The following is a 21,192-nucleotide window of genomic DNA, read 5'->3' as shown; positions in this document are numbered from 1 at the left end:
GCCGTTTAACGTGGGGGAGGGCAGCAATGTCAGCGAGAGTTCTGGTCTTTGGCGAAGCCCTGCTGGATGATTTTGGCGACCGGCAAGTTATCGGTGGCGCCCCCTTTAATGTGGCGCGCAACCTGGCTGCACTGGGCCACCCCACCTTGATGGTGACGCGTGTCGGCCATGATGCGCACGGCGATTTGCTGCGCGAGGAGTTCAACCGTTTCGGCATGAGCAGCGAAGGCTTGCAGCATGGCCTTGAACCGACCGGCCGCGTGGTGGTCGAGCGGGAGGGCGATGGTGGACATCGCTTCCATATTCTGTCCGGGCAAGCCTACGATCACATTGAAGCCGCATCGGCGGTCGATGTGATGCGGGCCTTTTCTCCCAATACTGTTTATTTCGGTACGCTGGCCCAGCGCGAGCCTGATTCGCGCGAGGCGCTCAAGGCCGTGCTGGATGGCGCTGGCGAGGCCGAACACTTCCTGGACCTGAACCTGCGCAATGGCGTGGAGGAGTCGACGGTATTCGATTCCTTGCAGCGTGCCGATATCGTCAAGGTTAACGAGGATGAACTGCAGGCGCTGTTCTCCTGGTATTGCCACACCTGTCCCGACACAGTGGACATGGATTGCGCCGCCGTCGAAACGGAAGCGCGCGCCATGATGCATAACTTTTCCATCCAGGGCTTGCTGATCACGCTGGGCGAGCGGGGAGCGATGTATTTTGGCGCCGATGGGTCGCGTGTGATTGACCACCAGGCCAGCAAGCCGGCCCGGTTTGTCGATTCGGTGGGCGCTGGTGATGCATTTGCCGCCGTCTTCCTGGCGGGGCGGGCTCGCGGCTGGGAAATGCCGCTGATCCTGGAGCGGGCCAACGCCTTTGCGGGCGCGGTCTGCGGCATTACTGGAGCGGTACCGCAGGACCTGGCGTTCTACGACCCCTGGCGCAAAGCATGGGGCCTCAATTAAGCTGCTGCTACCTTGCGGCGGGCCTGGATCATTTTCCAGCCGTTGCCTGATGGGTCGCGGAAGCCTGCATCCACCGTGCCGTAACGCTCCACCGGCTCCTGCGTGAATTCCACGCCCTTCTGGTGCATCTTGTCGTAGGCGGCGAAACAGTCGTCCACTTCCAGCACCATCGGCGGCATGGCGCCCTTGGCGACCAGCGCGTTCAGCGACTGTGCGGTGGCTGCATCATGCACCGGAGGACCCGGCACGTACAGTCCAAGCTGGAACGATGGCTGGTCAGGATGCTGCACGGTCAGCCAGCGGTAGTCGCCGTTGCGCACGTCGGTATGCACCTTGAAACCAAGTTTGTCGACATAGAAAGCCAGCGCTTCATCCTGGTCGCGAACGTACAGGCCTACGGTTTGAATACCTTGAGTCATGGGGTGGTCTCCTTTAAGTGAGACTCCATTGTAGGGACGGCTTCCTGGCGCCGCTTCTCCGAAACCGCCATTGTGAGGTCGGGCCGGTGCGCGGCGCTCAGCACGCAGGCGGGCACTTTGTCCGGCTCGGTTACGCTGGCGCGGCTTGCTTCACGGATGTCACCCGGGTTTTTACCGGTGATATCGCGGAAAGTGCGGCCAAAGGTTCCCAGGCTATTCCAGCCGGTGGAATAGGCGATGTCCGTGATGGGGAGGTCGGTTTCGCGCAGCAGCGTCACGGCCTTTTCAATGCGGCGCGTGAGCAGGTAGCGGTGGGGTGGCAGGCCGAAAGCTTCCTTGAAGGAGCGGGCGAAGTGAGTTGCGGAGACGCAGCTCACTTCCGCCAGGCGGCTTACCGGCCATTCCTCTTGCGAGGCGGCGTCCATCCGGTCTTTGGCGCGCAGCAAGCGGCGCAAGAGGACCGGATCCAGCGTCATTCGGATTCCGACATCTGGGATTGCAGGTAGTTCTGGATGCCGATCTTGCCGATGATGTCGATCTGGGTTTCCAGCCATTCGATATGCTCCTCGGTATCCTTCAGGATATCCAGCAGCAGGTCGCGCGAAACGTAATCGCCGACTTTCTCGGACTGCGCAATGCCTTCCTTGACGGTCACATGCGCGCCTTTTTCCAGCTTCAGGTCGGCGGCCAGCATTTCTTCGGTGTTTTCGCCGATCAGCAGCTTGTGCAGGGCTTGCAGGTTAGGCAGGCCGTCCAGCATCAGGATGCGGTCGATCAGGCGGTCGGCGTGCTTCATTTCGCCGATGGACTCGTCATATTCTTTCTTGCCCAGCTTGTCGAAGCCCCAGTGACGGTACATGCGCGCATGCAGGAAGTACTGGTTAATCGCCGTCAGTTCGTTGGTCAGCTGTGCATTCAGCAGACGGAGTACGTCTTTGTCGCCCTTCATGGGGTTTCCTTCTTATAGGGTTGGGAATAATGGCATTTTGCCACGAAGCAGGGCGGCAACCTAGCCGTTTGGCCGACATAGGATTGCTAACGACGTTGCTAATCTAAATGAAAACAATTATCATTTGCGTTTTATGCCCACATTTTCAGAGTTGTCCATGTCTTATATTAAGAGCCGCAAGCACTCGCCAGCCACCCTCGCAGCCATCGCCGCTACCCTCGCAATGCCAATGGCGCACGCCGATAACAACGGCGATGCACCTGAGCAGAAAATGCAGGAAGTGGTCGTAACTGGCCAGAATGGCAACGATTTCCAAGTCAAGAAATCCGCCTCCGACAAATTCACCGCGCCTCTGCTGGACACTCCGAAAGCCGTTACCGTTATTCCTACCGAAGTGATCGCCCAGACCGGCGCCACTTCCCTGACCGATGCCCTGCGCACCGTGCCTGGCATTACCGTGGGCGCGGCCGAAGGCGGCCAGCCGGTGGGCGACAACCTGCTGATCCGCGGTTACAACGCGCAGAGCGACACCTATATTGACGGCATCCGCGACACCGGCTCCCAGAGCCGCGAAATCTTCGACCTCGAGCAGATCGAAGTCGTGAAGGGCCCGAATTCGGCCTACGGCGGCCGTTCTTCCGCCGGCGGCGGTGTGAACATGGTCTCCAAGACTGCCAAGGCCGAAAACTTCAGCAACGCTTCGGTCGGCATCGGCAGCGCGCAGTACCGCCGCGCCACCGTCGACATCAACCGCATGGTTGGCGACGATGCAGCGATCCGCCTGAACGTGATGGGCCATGAGAACCATGTAGCCGGCCGCAACGAAATCCACGGCGACCGCTGGGGCTTCGCACCGACCGTGTCCTTCGGCCTGACCGGTCCTACCAAGGTCAACCTGTCCTACTACCACATGCAGTCGAGCGAACTGCCGGATAGCGGCATTCCTTTCAATAACCCGTTCACCACCGGCGCCAACGTCGCCAAGAACGGCAACGGCACCCCGATGTCGGTACCGCGCGACACCTATTACGGCCTGGTTGACCGCGACTTCCGCGACACCAAGTCCGATATCGGCACCATCGACATCAAGCACGACTTCCGCAACGGCCTGTCTTTCCGCAACGTGACCCGTTACGGCAAGACCGAGAACGATTACGTCTACACCCAGCCTGACGATTCCAAGGGCAACGTGGTGCTGTACGGTACCTTGTGGCGCCGCGCCAATAGCCGCGTCGCTGAAACCGACGCGCTGGCCAATGCTTCCAGCCTGACCGGCGAATTTACCGCCGCCGGCATCAAGCACAGCTTCACCACCGGTATTGAACTGAGCCGCGAGATCACCGACCGCAGCACCTACCTGTTTACCCCGGGCACCAACAACCCGCTGACCAAGACCAGCACCTGCCCGACCTCCGGCGCAGCGACCCTTTACAACTGCACCACCCTGCTGAACCCTAACCCGAACGATCCATGGACCGTGGGCCAGGTGCGCAGCGTGTCGCCTGCCGCGACCAATGTGCATACCAACAGCCGCTCCGCTTATGCCTTCGACACCATCGAGTTCAATCCTCAGTGGCTGTTGAACGTGGGCCTGCGTTGGGACTCGTTCCGTTCCGCGCTGGCTACCGCCGCCAACCCGACCGCAACGCCTGCTACCGCAGCCGTGAACGCTGAAGTGAAGTCCACCTTCACCAATTACCAGGCGGGCCTGGTGTACAAGCCGGCGGCTAACAGCAGCATCTACGTTTCTTACGGTACCTCGTCTACCCCGCCGGGCAACGATGGCGGCGAAGGCGTCGATGGACTGACCGTGGCCGTGCAGGACCTGAAGCCGCAGGACAGCAAGAACTGGGAGCTGGGCACCAAGTGGGAAGTGCTGGCACGCCGGCTGTCCCTGAGCGGCGCCATCTTCGAAAGCAAGATGAACAACGCCCGGGTCAGCAACGCCAATGGCGGCTCCTATAACGCCGGCAAGAAGACTGTGCGCGGCGTGGAATTCGGCGTCAGCGGTTCCATCACCAACAACTGGCAAGTGTTCGGCGGCGCGACCTGGCTTGACGCGGAAGTGGGCGACAACGGCTACACCAACGTCGGCACCACCGTTGCTCCGGTGTGGGTGAAGTCGCCATACGATGGCAATACCTTCCCGGGCGTGCCTAAGACCAGCGCTTCGCTGTGGACTTCCTACACCGTGCTGCCGGGCCTGACCGTCGGCGGCGGCGTGAACTACTCGGCCAAGATCTGGGCTAATATCAACAACACCAAGTACGTGCCTGGCTACACCCGCCTGGACGCAATGGCGAGCTACGAAGTGAACAAGAACATCAGCCTGCAACTGAACGTGCAGAACCTGACCGATAAATTCTACTTCGACAAATCGGTCTCGAACCATTACGCACAAGTGGCGGCTGGCCGTACCGCAATCCTGACTGCGAACTTCCGCTACTAATATGATGCTGCATATCCCCGGCGTGCTGACGCCGGAGCAAGTCAAAACCTTCCGCCAACGCCTGGCGGCCGCCGAGTGGATCGACGGCCGCGCCAGCGTGGGGTCGCAGGGGGCGCAGGTCAAGCGCAACCGGCAGATCGCGGAAGGGACGCCGCTGGCGCTGGAGCTCGGGGATATCATCATCAAATCGTTGGCAAAGAATCCGCTGTTTTATTCGGCGGTTTTGCCGTTGAAGATTCTGCCGCCGTATTTCAATAGCTATGCGGGCGGTGAGACCTACGGCTTGCATATCGATGGCGCGATCCGGCATATGGCTGGGTCGTCGGATGTGATGCGTTCGGACGTTTCCACTACCGTGTTCCTGTCGGAGCCTGAGGAGTATGGAGGGGGCGAGCTGACTGTGATGGATAGCTACGGGGCGCATGAGGTCAAGCTGCCGGCGGGCGATGCGATTATCTACCCCGCTAGCAGCGTGCACCGAGTGAATCCTGTGACTTCAGGCGAGCGCGTGGCTTCGTTCCTTTGGACGCAGTCGATGGTGCGTGATGATTGGAAGCGTTCGATGCTGTTTGAGCTGGACCAGAATATCCAGAAGCTGCGCGGCGCGCATGGGGATGATGAGGCGACCGTTGGCTTGGCGGGGCACTATCACAACCTGCTGCGCATGTGGGCTGACCTGTAAACCCGGTAAACCTGGGTACGACCCAAGGGTCGGACCCAGCTTAACCGGGTTTAAGACATCTGGAAATTAATCGGCACAACAACGTACACCGACTGCGCCTTGCCATCTTCTACATAAGGCTTGAACACTGCGCGCATGACCGCAGCGCGGCCAGCTTCGTCCAGGTTGCTGGAGCCGGAAGACTTCTGAATCGAAGCCTGCTCCGCATACCCCTTCTCATTCACCAGCACGCGCAAGGTCACAACACCCTGTTCGCCCATGCGGCGCGACGAAGACGGATACACCGGCTGCGGTGCACGAATATATTCAACAGCCGAAATCACGCGCGGCCCAGCCGGCGCCGCTGGCGCTGCTGGTGCCGAAGCAACTGGTGCTGCAACAACTGGCGCCGGCGCAGGTTCGGAAACGCGCACTTGCGACGGTGGAGGAGTAATGGTGTTCTCAACCACCACCGGCAGCATCGGCAGCGGCGGAGGAGCGATAGCAGGCGCTTTCTGCGCGACTTCTACTATCTTTGGCTGCGAAACAGGTGGGGGAGGTGGCGGTGGCGCCACAAAAGTGACATTCACGACTTCGGGAATGCTTTCAACCAAACGGTGCATCGTACCGTTGACGAACGCATAACCCAAGGCGGCATGCAAGGCGACGACGACTGCGATCTTGGGCAGCTTGTTGCTGCCAGCGCCGGAACCAAAGCCCCCGGCCGGGAAAGTCATCGTCTGCATAACGCTCCTTACACTGCGAGTGATGGGCGTTTCAGAACCGTTTCCTGGATTCCGCTGCCCAGATGTTCATCCAGCACTTCCACCGCATAGCTGAGGCAGTTGCCGCAGCAGGTGGCCACGCCGAGCGCTTCGCGCAACTCGTCCATGGAGCTGATACCCATATCTATGGCTTGACGGATTTCTCGATCAGAGATGTTGTTGCAGACACAAACGATCATTTCGGAGATTACCTTCTGGCTAAGATTGCGATTCCGTTACTGAGAATCATTATCATTACGGTTCCCATTCTACCCGAACCGGACTACAATGCAAGCGCATTAAGAACAATTCTCATTTAAATTCTCATTTATAATGTGACGGTAGAGTTACATCGAAAGATCGCCATGACCCTTGCTCCTACCTTGATCAAGCTTGATTCCCTGCCGGTGGGGCAGAGCGGAACGGTGATTCACATTGCCCCGGGCAACCCCGACGATACCGAGGACGGCGCCGACCTGGCGCGCCGCCTGATGGAGCTGGGCTTTGTGCCCGGCGAGCGCATCCGCATGCTCAAGCGTGGCCTGCCAGGCGGCGAACCTCTCGCCATTAAAGTAGGCAACGCCACGTTTGCCTTGCGCCGCTTCGAAGCTGCGCTGATCTCGATCCAACCGGAATAAAGCAATGGGTGCAGTAGAAAAGGCCGCGCAAGCCGTCGCGCAGCAGCCAATGGTTGCCCTTCTTGGCAACCCGAATTGCGGCAAGACCGCACTGTTCAACCGCCTGACCGGCGCCCGCCAGAAGGTCGCCAACTACGCCGGCGTGACCATCGAGCGCAAGGAAGGCCAGTTCACCTCCGCCGCAGGCAACAGCTTCCGCCTGCTCGACCTGCCGGGCGCGTACAGCCTGTCCGCCCACACCCCGGATGAAATGATCACGCGCGACGTGGTCGCGGGCCTGCGCGAAGGCGAACGTTCTCCCGACGTGGTGGTGTGCGTGGTCGACGCCACCAACCTGCGCCTGAACCTGCGCCTGGTGCTGGAAATTAAACGCCTCGGCCTGCCGATGGTGTTGTGCCTGAACATGGTCGACGTGGCCAAGAAGCGCGGCATCGTGGTCGATGTGGCCAGGCTGTCGCAGGAACTCGGCATGCCGGTGGTGGAAACCGTCGCCGTCAAGTCCGGCGGCGAAAAGGCCCTGCTCGATGCGCTGGACGGCATGTGGCCCTTCTATGAGAGCCAGTCGAACCCGCTGTCCGCCATCGATGCTGTCAGCGTGGAAGACACCCAGCGCGAAGTGCGCCGCATCCTGTCGGTCGCCGTGAAGGATGCCGACGACCGTGGCAACCGCACCGAAAAGATCGACCACTTCGTGCTGCACCCGGTCATGGGCCCGATCATCCTGGCCGTACTGATGTTCTGTGTATTCCAGGCCGTGTTCAGCTGGGCCAAGGAGCCGATGGACATGATCGCTGCCGGCGTGGCCGACCTCGGCGTCCTGATCAGCAACCATATGGCGGACGGCATCCTGCGCTCGCTGCTGGTGGATGGTGTTTTCAGTGGTGTCGGCGCCGTGCTGGTGTTCCTGCCGCAGATCCTGATCCTGTTCTTCTTCATCCTGGTGCTGGAAGATTGCGGCTACCTGCCGCGCGCCGCCTTCCTGCTGGACCGCCTGATGGGCGGCGTCGGCCTTTCGGGCCGCGCCTTCATTCCGCTGCTGTCGTCGTTCGCCTGCGCAATCCCGGGCATCATGGCGGCGCGCACTATCCAGAATCCGCGCGACCGCATCGTGACCATCATGATCGCGCCGCTCATGACTTGCTCCGCGCGCCTGCCTGTGTATGCGCTGGTGATTGCCGCCTTCATCCCGAACCGCGAAGTGTGGGGCGCCTTCAACCTGCAAGGGCTGGTGCTGTTCTGCCTTTACTTCGCCGGCATCTTCTCCGCCATGGCCGTTGCCTGGGTAATGAAGCGCTCCATGCGCGCCAAGCGCAACCAACCGCTGATGCTGGAACTGCCTGCCTACCACTGGCCGCATATGCGCAACCTGGCCATCGGCCTGTACGAGCGCGCCAAGATTTTCCTAACACGCGTTGGCACCACCATCCTCACGCTGATGGTGCTGCTGTGGGCCCTGTCCAGCTTCCCGGGTGCACCGGAAGGCGCTACCCATCCGCCGATCTACTACAGCATTGCGGGCATGCTGGGCCGCGCACTGGAATTCATCTTCGCGCCGATTGGCTTCAACTGGCAGATTTGCATTGCGCTGGTGCCGGGCATGGCCGCGCGTGAAGTGGCGGTGGGCGCCCTGGGTACTGTGTATGCGCTGTCCCAGACCGGCGACGAGCTGGCCAATTCGCTGCAGCCGGTGATTGCTTCCAGCTGGAGCATGGCGACCGCGCTGGCGCTGCTGGCCTGGTATGTGTTTGCGCCGCAGTGCTTGTCCACGCTGACCGTGGTGCGCCGCGAGACCAATTCGATGAAGTACCCGTTGATGATGGCGGGCTATATGTTCGTGCTGGCCTATACGGCCACCTTCATCACTTACCGCGTCGCGCTGGCGTTCGGAGGCTGAACCATGTGGCAGGAAATCGTTGTCGGCATCATCGTGGCAGCCGCCGCGCTGCAAGCGGCGCGCAAATACCTGCCTACCGCGTGGCGCCAACAGATCGTCTATACCCTGTCGCGCGGCGGCCTGTCGCAAGAGCGGCTGGCGCGCTTCTTCAATACCGAATCGAGCTGCAGTAGCGGCTGCGGTTCCTGCGGCGGATGCGGCGATTCCTCGTCCGCTCCTCCTGCGCCGCCGCCCGAAGGCGGACCGGCGCGCCGCGTCATCAAGATCTACACTTCATCGAACGCGTGAAGCGCGGCGGAGACCAGTAGTCCCGCAAATCCCAGCAAGCCAAAGGCAAATGTGAGCATGGCCTTGGGCTCGCGCATTCCCATCGCTGCTGCCGCACAGGCCAGGCCGATGCCGACCAGGACCAGCACCAGGTTAATCACGAACGATCGCTTTAGTGCGGGCCGTGCACCACGCGCGGCATACCACTTTCCCGCCAGCCAGATGGGCAGGCAGGACAGGAGGAACAGCATTCCTGCCAACTCGATAGCGAGTAAATGGTTCATGGGGCTATGACATTGCTGAAATATTGACAATATCAGCCCGAGGGCAAGCCCTGCAAGTGAAAACTTGATCTAGGGCATGTCGCCGCCCGAAACGTGTATCTACAATGCTACTTATCGAGTTTGCATTGTGGGAGCCATCGTGGGCTGGAGCAGGAGACAGATTGCCGGAATAGTCAGGATCGCGCTGTTTGCGATGCTGATGGCCGTCTCCGCTCCGACCTTGTCCACGTTGCTGGCCGCGGCCTGCGGCGAAAATAATGTGGCGCACTGCCACGCGCAGCAGCAGCCCAAAGCTCACCACGTGCTGCAGAAATGCGGCTACTGCATGGTGCAGGCCGACCTGCCTGCCGGGCCGCCGCCACCCGCCGGCCTGGCGCTGGCCCTGACGCTGCCATCACGCAGCGTGCCCGAACTGGCGGCGCCCGCAGCGCTGCCGCAGCAGGAACGACTCGCCCCGCCGTCGCGGGCCCCGCCTTCCGCCTGATCCTTCCACCGCAGTACTCAACAGCCTTGCATTGCACGCGCCCTTTGGCGGCGCGGTCGCAAGGCCACCGCTCGAACACAAGAAAGGAAGCATCATGAACACCCGTCTCATTCCCCTGGCCGCCGCCGTGCTGGCCGTCTTCTCGGCTCCTGCGTATGCCGAACATGAAGGGGAATCGCCGCTCAAGCTGGTAGGCACCGTCGTCATCGCCGGCAACCATCCGACTTCGCTGCCGACCCAGATCCCGACCACCATCGAGGGCATCACCCGTGCCCAGATCGAAGACCAGGTCAACGCCAGCGATGCGGAAGACGCGCTCAAATACCTGCCAAGCCTGCTGGTGCGCAAGCGTTACATCGGCGACTACAACCACGCAGTGCTCTCCACCCGCGCTTCTGGCACCGGCAACAGCGCACGTTCGGCGGTGTATGCGGATGGCGTATTGCTGTCGAACTATCTCGGTAACGGCGCCACTTTCGCGCCGCGCTGGGGCATGGTGGCGCCGGAAGAAATCGAACGCGTCGACGTGCTGTACGGCCCGTTCTCCGCGGCCTATGGGGGCAATTCGGTCGGTGCTGTCGTCGATTATGTGACGCGCATGCCAAAGCAGTTCGAAGCTCATGCCCGCGTGGGCTATGTACGCCAGCCTTTTGAGCTGTACAACACGAAGATGACCTCCACCGCGCGCCAGTCCAGCATGTCGCTCGGTAACCGCTTCGGCGCGTGGTCGTGGTTCGTCAGCGTGAACCGCACAGATAGCGACGGCCAGCCGCAGACCTTCACCAGCCGCGTCATTTCGGCCGGTACTGCAGGCGGCGCCGGCGTGCCGGTAAGCGGCGCCGTGGTTGACAAGGACCGCACCAACCGCGACATCTACATCCTCGGCACCGCCACCCAGTACAAAACGGTGCAGGACCACGCCAAGATCAAGCTGGCCTACGATTTTTCACCGACCGTGCGCGCCAGCTATTCGCTGGGCTGGTGGCAGAACGATTCGCATGGTTCGCCGGATACGTACCTGCGCGATTCGGCCGGCAAGCCGGTGTTCAGCGGGCCGGTGGTGATTAATGGCCGCAGCTTCACGCTGGCCGCTTCCGACTTCAACTCCTCGAAGGAGGAACTGCGCCACCTGATGCATGGTCTGACCGTGAAGAGCAATACCAAGGGTCTGTTCGACTGGGAGGTAGCGGCCAGCCTGTATGACTACAGCAAAGACATCCTGCGTGCTCCGACCACAGCGCGCCCTGCTGCGGCTACCGGCGGCGCAGGCCGCATCGTCGACCAGGGCGGCACTGGCTGGAACACTTTGTCGCTGAAGGGCGTCTATCGTCCAGACGGCATGCGTGGCGCGCACATTTTCGATTTCGGCTACCAGCGCGCGGCGTACAAGCTGTCCACCATCGAACGCACAACGACGGACTGGCTGAACGGCGAACCAGGTGCTCGCAACCAGGCCTTCTCCGGCCGCACTAGCATCGACAGCCTGTATTTGCAAGACACCTGGAAGCTGTCGCAAGATTGGAAGACGGTACTCGGCGCCCGCTTCGAGCATTGGGAAGGCCGCGACGGCGAGACCGCCAATGCGACCACCGTCGTGCACCATCCTGAGCGTAGCGGCAACTATGTTTCGCCAAAAGCGGCGCTGGCCTACCAGGCCAATGAGGACTGGACGCTGAAAGCCTCCACCGGCCGCGCCGTGCGCATGCCGACCGTGTCCGAGCTGTACCAGGGCGGCATCAACAACACCGGCACCCTGATCAACAACGATCCGAACCTGAAGCCTGAACGCTCCTGGACCACGGAGCTGACGGCCGAACGCCTGGTCGGCAATTCCGCCCTGCGCATCACGGCCTTCTTCGAGCGCAACAGCGATGCTCTGTACTCGCAGACCAATGTGCTGGTGACGCCGAACGTGACCAATGTGCAGAACGTGGACCTGATCCGCACCCATGGCCTGGAAACCGCGTGGTCGAACGAAAACGTGCTGGTGGAGGGCCTGGACATGCAGGCCAGCCTGACCTGGACCGATTCCAAGATTAAGCGCAATGAGAAATTCCCTGCCAGTGTAGGCAAATGGCAGCCGCGCATTCCGGAGTGGCGCGCCAGTGCCGTGGCGACTTACCGTGTCAACGACAAGCTGACCGCCACGCTGGCTGCGCGCTACAGCGGCAAGCAGTACTCCACGCTGGATAACACGGACGTCAACGGCTTTGCCTACCAGGGCGCCAGCAAGTACTTCACGGTCGACGCGCGCGTGCGCTATCGCATCGACAAGCACTGGAGCGCCGCCTTCGGCATCGACAATGCCAACAACTACAAGTACTGGAACTTCCATCCGTATCCACAGCGCTCTTACTCTGCGGAGGTGAAATTTGATTGGTAATGCCCTCGAACTCGGCGAGTTCGAACTCTGGTGCCACCCGCACGTGGCGGCGCGCGACGGCAGCATCGCCTGCGTGCAGGCCGAGGTGCGTTGGCGCCGGCAGGATGGCAGCCTGGCCGCAACGCCGGCCATTGCTGGCGCGTTGGCCGGTCACGCAGCGCAGGAGCTGTTTGTGCTGCACATGGTGTGCGACGCCCTCGCTGCCCTGCGCATGTGGAGTGCGGAGGGCTTTGAGCTGGACATGGTGCTGGCGCTACCCTTGCCGCAGTCCGTTCTGGACGAGCCGTCCTTGCGCGATGCCGTGGCGGGGTTGCTGGCGCAGGCAGGCATGGCGTCAACGCGCCTGTCTCTGAAAGCCGGTGGCGGCGATGCCTGCTGCGATGTGGCGGACTTGCTGGATTGGCTGCAGGTGCGCGCCGCCGGCTGCGCGCATGCCGCGGGCGAATTCATCGCCTCGCCGCAGCCGGTGCACGTGCTGCCGGTTGCGCTGCGCCGCTGGCAGGCAAGCTACTCGGTGATGAGTGCCGCCGACGCCTTCAGCTGAAATGCACCTGGCCGAAGAAGCCGTATTGCAAACTCTGTGCAATACGGCTGGCCACGGTGCGGAATTCCTCCGCCACGGCTGGCTCAAACAGGCGGTCCACGGTTGACTGGAAGAGGGAAAGCCAGCGCTGGAAGTGCTGCGGCTGCACGCCCGGCAGCGCCATATGCTTGCCGTAGACATTGCCCTGGAAGCTCTTGGTGCCGAGCATGGTGGTGCTCCAGAACTCGATCATGCGCGCCAGGTGCGGTTCCCAGTCGTCAATGGCCGCGTTGAAGACCGGACCCAGTTCCGGATCCGCGCGCACGCCCTCGTAGAACTCGTGCACGAGTGTCGCGATGGATTCCTGGGTCAATGGTAAAGTCATGGCTCCATTTTAACCCTCCGGAGTCCGCGCATGATCATCGTCCACCACCTCAATAACTCCCGTTCGCAGCGCGTGCTGTGGTTGCTGGAAGAGCTGGGGCTGGCCTATGAGATCAAGCATTACCAGCGCAACCCGAAAACCATGCTGGCGCCGCCGGAGCTGATCAAGGTGCACCCGCTTGGCAAATCGCCGGTGATTGAGCATGAAGGCAATATCGTGGCCGAATCCGGCGCGATTATCGAGTACCTGGTGGAGAAGCACGGCAACGACCGCCTGGTGCCGCCCGCCGGTACGCCGGACAAGCTGCGCTGGCGCTACTTCATGCATTACGCAGAAGGCTCGCTGATGTCGCCGCTGCTGATGAAGCTCGTGTTCGACAAGGTGGAGTCCTCGCCTGCGCCATTCTTCGTCAAGCCGATCAAGCGCGCCATTGTGCAAAAGGTCCTGTCGAGCTTCGTGCAGCCCAATATTGACCGCCACCTGGCTTTCCTCGAAGCCGAGCTCGCCAACCGCGACTGGTTCGCCGGCAATGAGTTCAGCGCCGCCGACATCCAGATGAGCTTCCCGCTTGAAGCCGCCGCCGCCCGCGCCGGCCTCGGCGCCAGCCACCCGCGCCTGCAAGCCTTCCTGCAGCGCATCCACGCCCGCCCCGCCTTCCAGCGCGCGCTCGAACGCGGCGGTCCCTACGAACTGCTGCGCTAACGCAAAACGCTCCCTGCCACCGCCGGATAAGCTTGCTTGACCAGCTTACTCGGTGAGGATAGTGTGGAAATAGAGTTCGATCAGCGCAAGAACCGCGACAACAAGCGACTACACGGACGTCCGTTGTCCTATGCTGTTTGGTCCCTTCTGCTGATGGATTGTTCTTTGTGGCATTTGTCGAGAGGAAGTGGCGAATGCGGGTGCTGACTCTGAGAAAGGCGAACAAGCAGGAAAGGAATTTGTATGCCAGAGTATCTCTTAATGCCTAACGGTCGCCGGATTGAGTTGCCATCTGACGAGGAAGATCGTCAAATCGTCGAAGCTGCGCTGGCAGACCCAGATGCACAGCCATGGACTGAGGAAGAACTTGCAAAAGTGGTTCCAGTTCGCGGTTGGCGTTACCCACGAGAATTGCTGACTCCTGAGCAGCGTGATTTTTACGACCGCGATAACAGAGCCAGTGAATTACCTGCCGAGGCAAAGGCCGAGAGCAAGTAGCTGTACGGTAAAATGTCGGCTATGACAGGAAGATTGCTGGCCATTGATGGTTTGAATATTGTGCGGCGTGTGTATGAGGCGAGTCCGGAGCCGGACTCCGACCTCAAAGCCGAGATAGCGATGCGCCATGCGTTCAACGCATTCCAGCGCCTGGTCAACGGCCACGAGCCGACCCATATCCTGCCTGCCTTCGATTACGGCGGCAGCACCTGGCGCCATACCCTGTACAAGGGCTACCGCGAAGGCCGGCAGCCGATGCCGGATGTCCTGCGCGAAGCGCTTCCCGAGTTCTATATGCAGCTGACGAACATCGGCATGTGCCCGATCGCCATCCCCGATGTGGAAGCGGACGACGTGATCGGCACCGTGGTCACGCGCTGGCTGACGGAAAACCGGGGCGAGGCCGTGGTGGCTACCACCGACAAGGACCTCCATTGCTTGATCGCCGAGGGCGCCCGCATCTGGGACCATTTCAAGTCCGAGTGGCACGACCGGGAGTGGGTCGAGAAGAAGTGGGGCGTCACGCCCGGCATGCTGCCGGACCTGCTGGCGCTGATGGGCGACGAGACCGACTCCATCCCCGGCGTTTCCAACGTGGGCGTGAAGACCGCCGCCAAACTGTTGCGCACATACGGCAATCTGGACGCAATCATGGCCGGCGCAGGCATCCTGAAGGACAAAGTGGGCGAAAGCCTACGAAAAGAGCGCGAGATGTTGTATCTTTCTCGTCAATTAGTACAACTAAAAACGGACGTCCGGATCGGCGTGAGCTGGAATATGCTGGCCTGGGACCACCGTTAAGACCTTCTGATGTTAAAAGCAGTTCTTATCGACAGCAGCGCCATAGCACGGGGCCTGCTCAATACGGTGCTGATCGACGGCGGCTACGACGTGGTCGGCCAGGCGCATACCTGCGTGGCTGCGAATGTGCTGCTGATCAAGCACAACCCGCAGATCATCTGTGTTGCGCGCGACTGCATCGAAGCTGATGAAGCGGCCATGCAGGCTATGCGCAAGGATTGGCCGAAAGCCATGATCTTCATGGTCTCGTCGGAATTCGACCAGGCCACGATCCAGAAAGCCCATGCGATGGGCATTAATGGCTATATCGTAAAGCCGTTCAACGGCGGGACGGTATTGAAGACGGTGCGTAACACCATTATTACGGCGGTGAAGCGTCAACAGAAGGCGCAGGCCGACGCGCAAGGCGCCGGCCCGGCCCCTGGGTCAGACGAAGCTTGAGCCGTTGATGATGCCGCCGCCCAGGCAGACGTCGCCGTCGTACAGCACGGCCGACTGGCCTGGGGTGACTGCCCATTGGGCATCCATGAATTTCAGCGCGAACTCGCTGTCGCCATTGGCGGCAACGTCGCAAGGCACGTCGGCCTGGCGGTAGCGGGTCTTGGCGCTGATGCGGCCTGCTTCCGGCGCCACGCCGGCAACCCAGCTGGCCTGGGCCGCATGCAGCCCTTCCGACAGCAGCCACGGATGGTCGTGGCCCTGCACCACCCACAGCGTATTGTTTTCGACATCCTTGCGCGCCACGTACCAGGCGTCGGAAGAGCCGTCGGCGTTCTGGTAAGTCTTCACGCCGCCGATGCCGATGCCCTTGCGCTGGCCCAGGGTGTAGAAGGACAGGCCCACGTGCTCGCCCACCACCTTGCCGTCGGGGGTCCTGATCGGGCCGGATTTATACGACAGGTAGCGGTTCAGGAATTCGCGGAACGGGCGCTCGCCGATGAAGCAGATGCCGGTGGAATCCTTCTTGGCCGCATTTGGCAGCTGCAGTTTTTCGGCGATCTTGCGCACTTCCGTTTTTGGGATTTCGCCCAGCGGGAACAGGGTCTTCGACAACTGCGCCTGGTTCAGGCGGTGCAGGAAGTAGCTCTGGTCCTTGGTGTGGTCGACGGCTTTCAGCAGCTCGTGGCGCCCGGTCAGGGTGTTGTGGCGCACGCGCGCATAGTGGCCGGTGGCGATCAGGTCCGCGCCCAAGTGCATGGCGTGGTCGAGGAAGGCCTTGAATTTGATTTCGGCATTGCACAAAACGTCCGGATTCGGGGTGCGGCCGGCCTGGTATTCGCGCAGGAATTCCGCGAACACGCGGTCCTTGTATTCGGCGGCGAAGTTAACGGCTTCGATGTCCACGCCCACCACGTCGGCGACGCTGGCTGCGTCGATCCAGTCCTGGCGGGTGGAACAGTATTCGGAATCGTCGTCGTCTTCCCAGTTCTTCATGAACAGGCCGATAACTTCATAGCCTTGTTCTTTCAGTAACCAAGCGGAAACGGAGGAGTCAACGCCACCGGACATGCCGATGACAACTTTTTTCTTGCTCATGTTGTGTTTTTTCCAAACTAGAAGAAGTCTTCAGACTTCCTCGAATACCGACACGTGGGTGTGCAGGATTTCCAGCGGAGCACGTTTGCCCGCCAAATATTCGTCTACGCAAGTCAGCAGCAGGGGGCTGCGGTGGCGCTCGCGGCAAGCTGCAATTTCATCGCGCGTCATCCAATGGGTGCGCAGGATGCCCTCATCCAGCGGCCGTTCAGGATAGTAATCACCCACTTCGCCGCAAAAGGCGAAGCGCAGGAAGGTCACCAATTGCCCGGTACGTGCCGAGCGGTAACGCGACATATACATGCCCACCAGGGCGGTCGGGGTGAAATCGTAGGCGGTTTCTTCCAGGGTTTCGCGGATGACGGCCTGTTCCAGCGATTCCAGGGGATCGAGGTGGCCAGCCGGCTGGTTCAGGCGAATGCCATCACTGGTTTCTTCTTCGATCAGAAGAAACTTCCCGTCGCGCTCGATGACGGCGGCGACTGTGACATTCGGTTTCCAAGTGCGCGGCATGTTAGTCCATTCTCACAAGACCCGACATTGTAGCCTGATCTTGCCTCTTCGTTGTGACACGGGTGTTAAAAGCTTGTGCATTGCAACAATTCGGCATACCTGATGTTGCCCCCTGTTCATTTCATGTTAGATTTTAGTCAGTTTTTCCCACTATTAGGAGGCAATATGAAGATTGGCGTACCGGCCGAGTCAAGGCCGGGGGAGACCCGAGTGGCGGCAACGCCAGAAACGGTCAAGAAACTAGCAGTCAAACACCAGGTGATAGTGCAGGCGGGAGCCGGCATTCCAGCCTCGGTGACGGACGAAGCATATGCCGCTGCCGGCGCCACGATTGGCACCGCCGCAGAGGCACTGGGCGCGGAAATGGTACTGAAGGTGCGCGCCCCGAATGCCGACGAACGGGCCCAGATGAAACCGGGCGCCGTGGTGGTCGGCATGCTGAATCCTTTTGATGGGGAAAACATTGCGGCTATGGCGGCTTCCGGCCTGTCCGCCTTTGCATTGGAAGCTGTGCCGCGTATCACGCGCGCGCAGTCGATGGACGTCCTGTCCTCCCAGGCCAATATCGCGGGCTACAAGGCCGTGATGGTTGGCGCGAATACCTACCAGCGTTTCATGCCCATGCTGATGACAGCAGCGGGAACCGTGAAAGCTGCCCGTGTGCTGATCATGGGCGTTGGCGTGGCCGGCCTGCAAGCAATTGCAACCGCCAAGCGCCTGGGCGCCGTGATCGAAGCGTCCGACGTGCGTCCGCCGGTGAAAGAGCAGGTGGAGTCGCTCGGCGCAAAATTCATCGACGTGCCTTACCTGACCGACGAGGAGCGAGAAATCGCCAAAGGCGTCGGCGGCTATGCGCGCCCGATGCCGCCTGAATGGATGAAACGACAGGCGGAGCTGGTGCATGAACGCGCCAAGCAGGCTGACATCATCATTACCACGGCACTGATCCCGGGCCGTCCGGCGCCTGTGCTGATCTCCGAAGAAACCGTGAAGGCCATGAAGCCCGGCTCCGTCATCGTCGACCTGGCGGTGGAGCAGGGCGGCAATTGCCCCTTGTCCGAACTGGGCAAGACGGTGGTCAAGCATGGCGTGTACATCGTGGGCGAGCCTAACCTGGCCTGCCACGTCGCGGCGGATGCCTCCGCCCTGTACGCGCGCAACGTGCTCGATTTCCTCAAGCTGGTCTTCGATAAAGAGGACAAGCTGGTCATCGACCGCGAGGACGAAATCATCAAAGCAACCCTGGTCTGCCATGCCGGCGAGCAGTTGCGGAAATAGGAGACAGAGGAATGGAAGTCAGTCACACCATCATCAACCTGATCATTTTCGTGCTGGCCGTGTATGTGGGCTATCACGTGGTCTGGAACGTCACGCCGGCGCTGCATACGCCGCTGATGGCGGTCACTAATGCGGTATCGGCCATCATCATCGTGGGCGCCATGCTGGCGGCTGCGCTGACCGAGGGCCTGGTTGGGCAAATCATGGGCACGGTCGCCGTGGCGCTGGCCGCGGTCAATGTGTTCGGCGGATTCCTTGTCACCCAGCGCATGCTGGAGATGTTCAAGAAGAAGGAAAAGAAGGCGACGTCGGAAGGAGGCAAGGCATGAGCTTTATCAGCATGAACCTTGTCACGATGATGTACCTGATCGCATCTGTGTTCTTCATCCAGGCGCTGAAGGGACTGTCGTCGCCTGCATCGGCTCGTAAGGGTAATGCCTTCGGCATGGCGGGGATGGCGATTGCCGCCGTCACCACCATCGCCCTGATCCTGCGCTTGAAGGCGGATGCAGCGGCTGCAGCGGCTGGCGGTTCCGGTGGACTGGGCCTCGGCCTGGTGGCGCTGGGCGTGCTGGTGGGCGGCGGCATTGGCGCCGTGCTGGCCAAGCGCGTTGAGATGACCAAGATGCCGGAGTTGGTGGCGGCGATGCACTCGCTGATCGGTATGGCGGCAGTGTGTATCGCCGTCGCCGCAGTGGCCGAACCGCACGCCTTTGGCATCGCCTTGCGCGGCGAAGCGCTGCCGACGGGTAACCGCATCGAGCTGTTCATCGGCACCTTTGTCGGCGCGATCACCTTCAGCGGTTCCGTGATCGCATTCGGCAAGCTGGCAGGCAAGTACAAGTTCCGCCTGTTCCAGGGCGCGCCGGTGGTATTCGGCGGCCAGCACATGCTGAACCTGGTGCTGGCGATCATCATGGTCGGCCTGGGCCTGGTGTTCGTGTTCAGCGGCGGTAATGAGCCGGCCTGGACACCGTTCCTGATCATGACGGCGATTGCCTTTGTGCTGGGCGTGCTGATCATCATCCCGATTGGCGGCGCCGACATGCCGGTGGTGGTATCGATGCTGAACTCCTACTCCGGCTGGGCAGCGGCGGGCATTGGCTTCTCGCTCAATAACTCGATGCTGATCATCGCTGGCTCGCTGGTAGGTTCCTCGGGTGCGATCCTGTCCTACATCATGTGCAAGGCGATGAACCGTTCGTTCTTCAACGTGATCCTGGGCGGTTTCGGCGGCGACGCTTCGGCAGCAGCGGCAGGCGGTGCGCAAACACAGCGCAACGTCAAGTCGGGCTCCTCCGACGACGCCGTGTTCCTGATGCAGAACGCCGAAACCGTGATCATTGTCCCTGGCTACGGCCTGGCGGTGGCACGCGCTCAGCACGCGCTGAAGGAACTGGTCGAAAAACTGGGCCACCACGGCGTGACGGTGAAATACGCGATCCACCCGGTCGCAGGCCGCATGCCGGGCCATATGAACGTGCTGCTGGCGGAAGCCGAAGTGCCATATGACCAGGTATTCGAAATGGAAGACATCAACAGCGAATTCGCGCAAGCCGACGTGGTACTGGTATTGGGCGCGAACGACGTGGTGAACCCGGCCGCGAAAGATCCGAAGTCCCCGATCGCCGGCATGCCTATCCTCGAAGCGTACAAAGCGAAAACCATCATCGTCAACAAACGCTCGATGGCGTCCGGCTATGCAGGCCTGGACAACGAGCTGTTCTACATGGACAAGACCATGATGGTCTTCGGCGACGCCAAGAAAGTGCTGGAAGACATGGTGAAAGCCGTCGAATAAGCGGCTACCCACAGCTCAGCCCGTGTCCCACCTTGGGGTCACACCCGATTCGGGACACGGACTCGGCAGTTGAAAGGAAGAGCCCGTGTCTCATTTGGGGTGTGACCCCAAGGTGTGACACGGGCTCTTCCGTTAACGGGTGGGTTTGGCGCGCTGGCGCTGGAATTCGCTGATTTGCGCGGCGTAGCGTTGCTGCGAGGCTGGCGTGTGCCAGCTGTTTTGGGCTTTGATCATGGCGGCGGCGCCTTCGGGGGTGCCGACGATCTGGTCGATGCGTTTCACTGCTGCCATGCCCCAGGCATTGCGGGGACAGGCGATGCCGCCCAGCATGGGCTTGTTGTTCTGCACGATCGGTACGGTCTGCAGCTTGGCGATATCCGGCTCGGTCTTGCTGGCGTATTGCAGCGCGTAGTCGTAGTCGAGGGTGTAGTCGGCGCGGCCATGCAAGACCAGCTTCAATACATTGCGTCCGTAGTCGCCGACCGAGGTTGTTTCCAGGCGTGAGTTTGCAGGGCGGTTGGCGAGTAATTCATCCATTGCTGCGCCGTAGCTGCGGCGCTCCACTACGATGCCGCGCATGACGGGATTGCTCAGTAATTTCTGCAAATCGACTTCGCCATGCGCGTTCAACGGCAGGTGCGGCAAGGTGTGCTCTTGCGCGACGAGCTGCAAGGGCGGCACCAGGTTGGTGTTGACGAAGTAGGCCAGCTTCTCCCTTTCGGTATTGCGCAGCGCTGCCACCACGCAGGCTTGTTCGCCGCGTTCGACCATCAGCCAGGTGCGCTTGGGATTGGCGTAGATGAAGCGGTGGTCGGTGTCAGGCCAGCGTGCCGTGATGTACAGCACGATCTGGTCGGCGATGCCGGTGGTGGGCTTGCCATCTTGCGGCATGGAGGCAGGCGGGACGTCGGGCATCAGCCAGGACATCTTGTCGCGCGCTTGCGCACCCGGCATCAGCAGGGCTGAGAGCAGGGCCAGGGCTGGCGTGATGCGGGACATTGCTGTCC

At 61.2% G+C, this 21,192-nt stretch carries 26 protein-coding genes; 16 read left to right on the top strand and 10 right to left on the bottom strand.

The genetic code is table 11. The annotated features are described in order from the left end of the window. The first annotated feature begins 26 nt into the window (after window positions 1–26). A complete protein-coding gene (locus AC1RTP_RS16165; RefSeq protein ID WP_498608648.1) occupies window positions 27–956 on the top strand; it encodes a PfkB family carbohydrate kinase in 930 nt (309 codons plus the stop codon). Here AC1RTP_RS16165 and AC1RTP_RS16160 read toward each other — a convergent pair. From AC1RTP_RS16160 to bfr, 3 genes are read right to left on the bottom strand one after another with little or no spacing between them, the layout of a single operon-like run. Further along, window positions 953–1,375: a VOC family protein gene (locus AC1RTP_RS16160; protein ID WP_498608647.1), complete on the bottom strand. Its 423-nt coding sequence runs from the start codon at window positions 1,373–1,375 to the stop codon at window positions 953–955. The two genes, AC1RTP_RS16165 and AC1RTP_RS16160, sit on opposite strands and share 4 nt — an antisense overlap. Then, window positions 1,372–1,851: a helix-turn-helix domain-containing protein gene (locus AC1RTP_RS16155; RefSeq protein WP_498608646.1), complete on the bottom strand. Its 480-nt coding sequence runs from the start codon at window positions 1,849–1,851 to the stop codon at window positions 1,372–1,374. The genes AC1RTP_RS16160 and AC1RTP_RS16155 overlap by 4 nt, the downstream gene beginning before the upstream one ends. Beyond that, window positions 1,848–2,324, bottom strand: a complete 477-nt coding sequence (gene bfr / locus AC1RTP_RS16150; RefSeq protein ID WP_498608645.1) for a bacterioferritin — start codon at window positions 2,322–2,324, stop codon at window positions 1,848–1,850. The genes AC1RTP_RS16155 and bfr overlap by 4 nt, the downstream gene beginning before the upstream one ends. A 157-nt stretch (window positions 2,325–2,481) precedes the next feature. On the opposite strand from bfr, the gene AC1RTP_RS16145 reads away from it, so the two are divergent. Next, window positions 2,482–4,773, top strand: a complete 2,292-nt coding sequence (locus AC1RTP_RS16145; protein ID WP_498608644.1) for a TonB-dependent receptor — start codon at window positions 2,482–2,484, stop codon at window positions 4,771–4,773. Between the two features lies 1 nt (window position 4,774). Next, window positions 4,775–5,455, top strand: a complete 681-nt coding sequence (locus AC1RTP_RS16140) for a Fe2+-dependent dioxygenase (protein ID WP_498608643.1) — start codon at window positions 4,775–4,777, stop codon at window positions 5,453–5,455. A gap of 50 nt (window positions 5,456–5,505) precedes the next feature. Here AC1RTP_RS16140 and AC1RTP_RS16135 read toward each other — a convergent pair whose 3' ends face one another. Further along, the gene (locus AC1RTP_RS16135; protein ID WP_498608642.1) at window positions 5,506–6,180 is read right to left on the bottom strand and encodes an energy transducer TonB; all 675 of its coding nucleotides are present in this window, start codon (window positions 6,178–6,180) and stop codon (window positions 5,506–5,508) included. A gap of 8 nt (window positions 6,181–6,188) precedes the next feature. Continuing rightward, window positions 6,189–6,398: a (2Fe-2S)-binding protein gene (locus tag AC1RTP_RS16130; protein WP_498608641.1), complete on the bottom strand. Its 210-nt coding sequence runs from the start codon at window positions 6,396–6,398 to the stop codon at window positions 6,189–6,191. Window positions 6,399–6,563: 165 nt separating this feature from the next. Between AC1RTP_RS16130 and AC1RTP_RS16125 the strand changes: the two genes are divergently transcribed. The 3 genes from AC1RTP_RS16125 to AC1RTP_RS16115 are packed head-to-tail and all read left to right on the top strand — an operon-like array spanning window position 6,564 to window position 9,018. Continuing rightward, entirely contained in the window at window positions 6,564–6,836 is a 273-nt protein-coding gene (locus AC1RTP_RS16125; RefSeq protein ID WP_028102662.1) for a FeoA family protein, read from the top strand. A gap of 4 nt (window positions 6,837–6,840) precedes the next feature. After that, window positions 6,841–8,730 (top strand): ferrous iron transporter B, encoded by a 1,890-nt coding sequence (feoB, locus tag AC1RTP_RS16120; RefSeq protein WP_498608640.1) that lies wholly within the window; start codon window positions 6,841–6,843, stop codon window positions 8,728–8,730. A gap of 3 nt (window positions 8,731–8,733) precedes the next feature. Then, window positions 8,734–9,018 (top strand): DUF6587 family protein, encoded by a 285-nt coding sequence (locus tag AC1RTP_RS16115; protein ID WP_498608639.1) that lies wholly within the window; start codon window positions 8,734–8,736, stop codon window positions 9,016–9,018. Here the strand turns inward: AC1RTP_RS16115 and AC1RTP_RS16110 are convergent. Further along, complete coding sequence (locus AC1RTP_RS16110) at window positions 8,997–9,281, bottom strand: hypothetical protein (protein WP_498608638.1); 285 nt, start codon at window positions 9,279–9,281, stop codon at window positions 8,997–8,999. The genes AC1RTP_RS16115 and AC1RTP_RS16110 overlap by 22 nt on opposite strands. Window positions 9,282–9,357: 76 nt before the next feature. Between AC1RTP_RS16110 and AC1RTP_RS16105 the strand changes: the two genes are divergently transcribed. The 3 genes from AC1RTP_RS16105 (at window position 9,358) to AC1RTP_RS16095 (ending at window position 12,692) form a co-directional block, all read left to right on the top strand. Next, window positions 9,358–9,765: a DUF2946 family protein gene (locus AC1RTP_RS16105; protein ID WP_498608637.1), complete on the top strand. Its 408-nt coding sequence runs from the start codon at window positions 9,358–9,360 to the stop codon at window positions 9,763–9,765. 94 nt (window positions 9,766–9,859) lie between these two features. Then, window positions 9,860–12,148 (top strand): TonB-dependent receptor, encoded by a 2,289-nt coding sequence (locus AC1RTP_RS16100; RefSeq protein ID WP_498608636.1) that lies wholly within the window; start codon window positions 9,860–9,862, stop codon window positions 12,146–12,148. Further along, a complete protein-coding gene (locus tag AC1RTP_RS16095) occupies window positions 12,138–12,692 on the top strand; it encodes an EAL domain-containing protein (RefSeq protein WP_498608635.1) in 555 nt (184 codons plus the stop codon). Before AC1RTP_RS16100 ends, AC1RTP_RS16095 begins: the two co-directional genes overlap by 11 nt. Here the strand turns inward: AC1RTP_RS16095 and AC1RTP_RS16090 are convergent. After that, window positions 12,685–13,056, bottom strand: coding sequence for a group III truncated hemoglobin (locus tag AC1RTP_RS16090; protein WP_498608634.1), 372 nt, complete (start codon window positions 13,054–13,056; stop codon window positions 12,685–12,687). The genes AC1RTP_RS16095 and AC1RTP_RS16090 overlap by 8 nt on opposite strands. Before the next feature lie 30 nt (window positions 13,057–13,086). Between AC1RTP_RS16090 and AC1RTP_RS16085 the strand changes: the two genes are divergently transcribed. The 4 genes from AC1RTP_RS16085 (at window position 13,087) to AC1RTP_RS16070 (ending at window position 15,498) form a co-directional block, all read left to right on the top strand. Continuing rightward, entirely contained in the window at window positions 13,087–13,758 is a 672-nt protein-coding gene (locus AC1RTP_RS16085; protein ID WP_498608633.1) for a glutathione S-transferase family protein, read from the top strand. Between the two features lie 243 nt (window positions 13,759–14,001). Further along, complete coding sequence (locus tag AC1RTP_RS16080) at window positions 14,002–14,256, top strand: hypothetical protein (protein WP_498608632.1); 255 nt, start codon at window positions 14,002–14,004, stop codon at window positions 14,254–14,256. 21 nt (window positions 14,257–14,277) lie between these two features. Beyond that, window positions 14,278–15,057 (top strand): 5'-3' exonuclease, encoded by a 780-nt coding sequence (locus AC1RTP_RS16075; RefSeq protein ID WP_498608631.1) that lies wholly within the window; start codon window positions 14,278–14,280, stop codon window positions 15,055–15,057. A gap of 9 nt (window positions 15,058–15,066) precedes the next feature. Next, on the top strand, window positions 15,067–15,498 hold the full coding sequence (locus AC1RTP_RS16070; protein ID WP_498608630.1) for a response regulator: 432 nt from the start codon (window positions 15,067–15,069) through the stop codon (window positions 15,496–15,498). Here AC1RTP_RS16070 and mnmA read toward each other — a convergent pair. Next, the gene (gene mnmA / locus AC1RTP_RS16065) at window positions 15,484–16,593 is read right to left on the bottom strand and encodes a tRNA 2-thiouridine(34) synthase MnmA (protein ID WP_498608629.1); all 1,110 of its coding nucleotides are present in this window, start codon (window positions 16,591–16,593) and stop codon (window positions 15,484–15,486) included. The genes AC1RTP_RS16070 and mnmA overlap by 15 nt on opposite strands. Before the next feature lie 30 nt (window positions 16,594–16,623). Next, window positions 16,624–17,106: an NUDIX hydrolase gene (locus AC1RTP_RS16060; protein WP_498608628.1), complete on the bottom strand. Its 483-nt coding sequence runs from the start codon at window positions 17,104–17,106 to the stop codon at window positions 16,624–16,626. A 165-nt stretch (window positions 17,107–17,271) separates the two neighbouring features. On the opposite strand from AC1RTP_RS16060, the gene AC1RTP_RS16055 reads away from it, so the two are divergent. Genes AC1RTP_RS16055 through AC1RTP_RS16045 form a run of 3 tightly spaced genes read left to right on the top strand, consistent with a single transcriptional unit; the run spans window position 17,272 to window position 20,185 of the window. After that, window positions 17,272–18,384: a Re/Si-specific NAD(P)(+) transhydrogenase subunit alpha gene (locus tag AC1RTP_RS16055; protein ID WP_498608627.1), complete on the top strand. Its 1,113-nt coding sequence runs from the start codon at window positions 17,272–17,274 to the stop codon at window positions 18,382–18,384. 11 nt (window positions 18,385–18,395) lie between these two features. After that, entirely contained in the window at window positions 18,396–18,713 is a 318-nt protein-coding gene (locus tag AC1RTP_RS16050; protein ID WP_498608626.1) for an NAD(P) transhydrogenase subunit alpha part 2, read from the top strand. Next, window positions 18,710–20,185: an NAD(P)(+) transhydrogenase (Re/Si-specific) subunit beta gene (locus tag AC1RTP_RS16045; RefSeq protein ID WP_498608625.1), complete on the top strand. Its 1,476-nt coding sequence runs from the start codon at window positions 18,710–18,712 to the stop codon at window positions 20,183–20,185. Before AC1RTP_RS16050 ends, AC1RTP_RS16045 begins: the two co-directional genes overlap by 4 nt. A gap of 132 nt (window positions 20,186–20,317) precedes the next feature. Here AC1RTP_RS16045 and AC1RTP_RS16040 read toward each other — a convergent pair whose 3' ends face one another. Then, window positions 20,318–21,184 (bottom strand): TIGR02285 family protein, encoded by an 867-nt coding sequence (locus AC1RTP_RS16040; protein ID WP_498608624.1) that lies wholly within the window; start codon window positions 21,182–21,184, stop codon window positions 20,318–20,320. Window positions 21,185–21,192 lie beyond the last annotated feature (8 nt).

Source organism: Pseudoduganella sp. GW821-FHT11H04, assembly GCF_058807935.1.
Note: the sequence above shows the minus strand (reverse complement) of the source record. Positions and strands in the feature narration are given on the sequence as shown.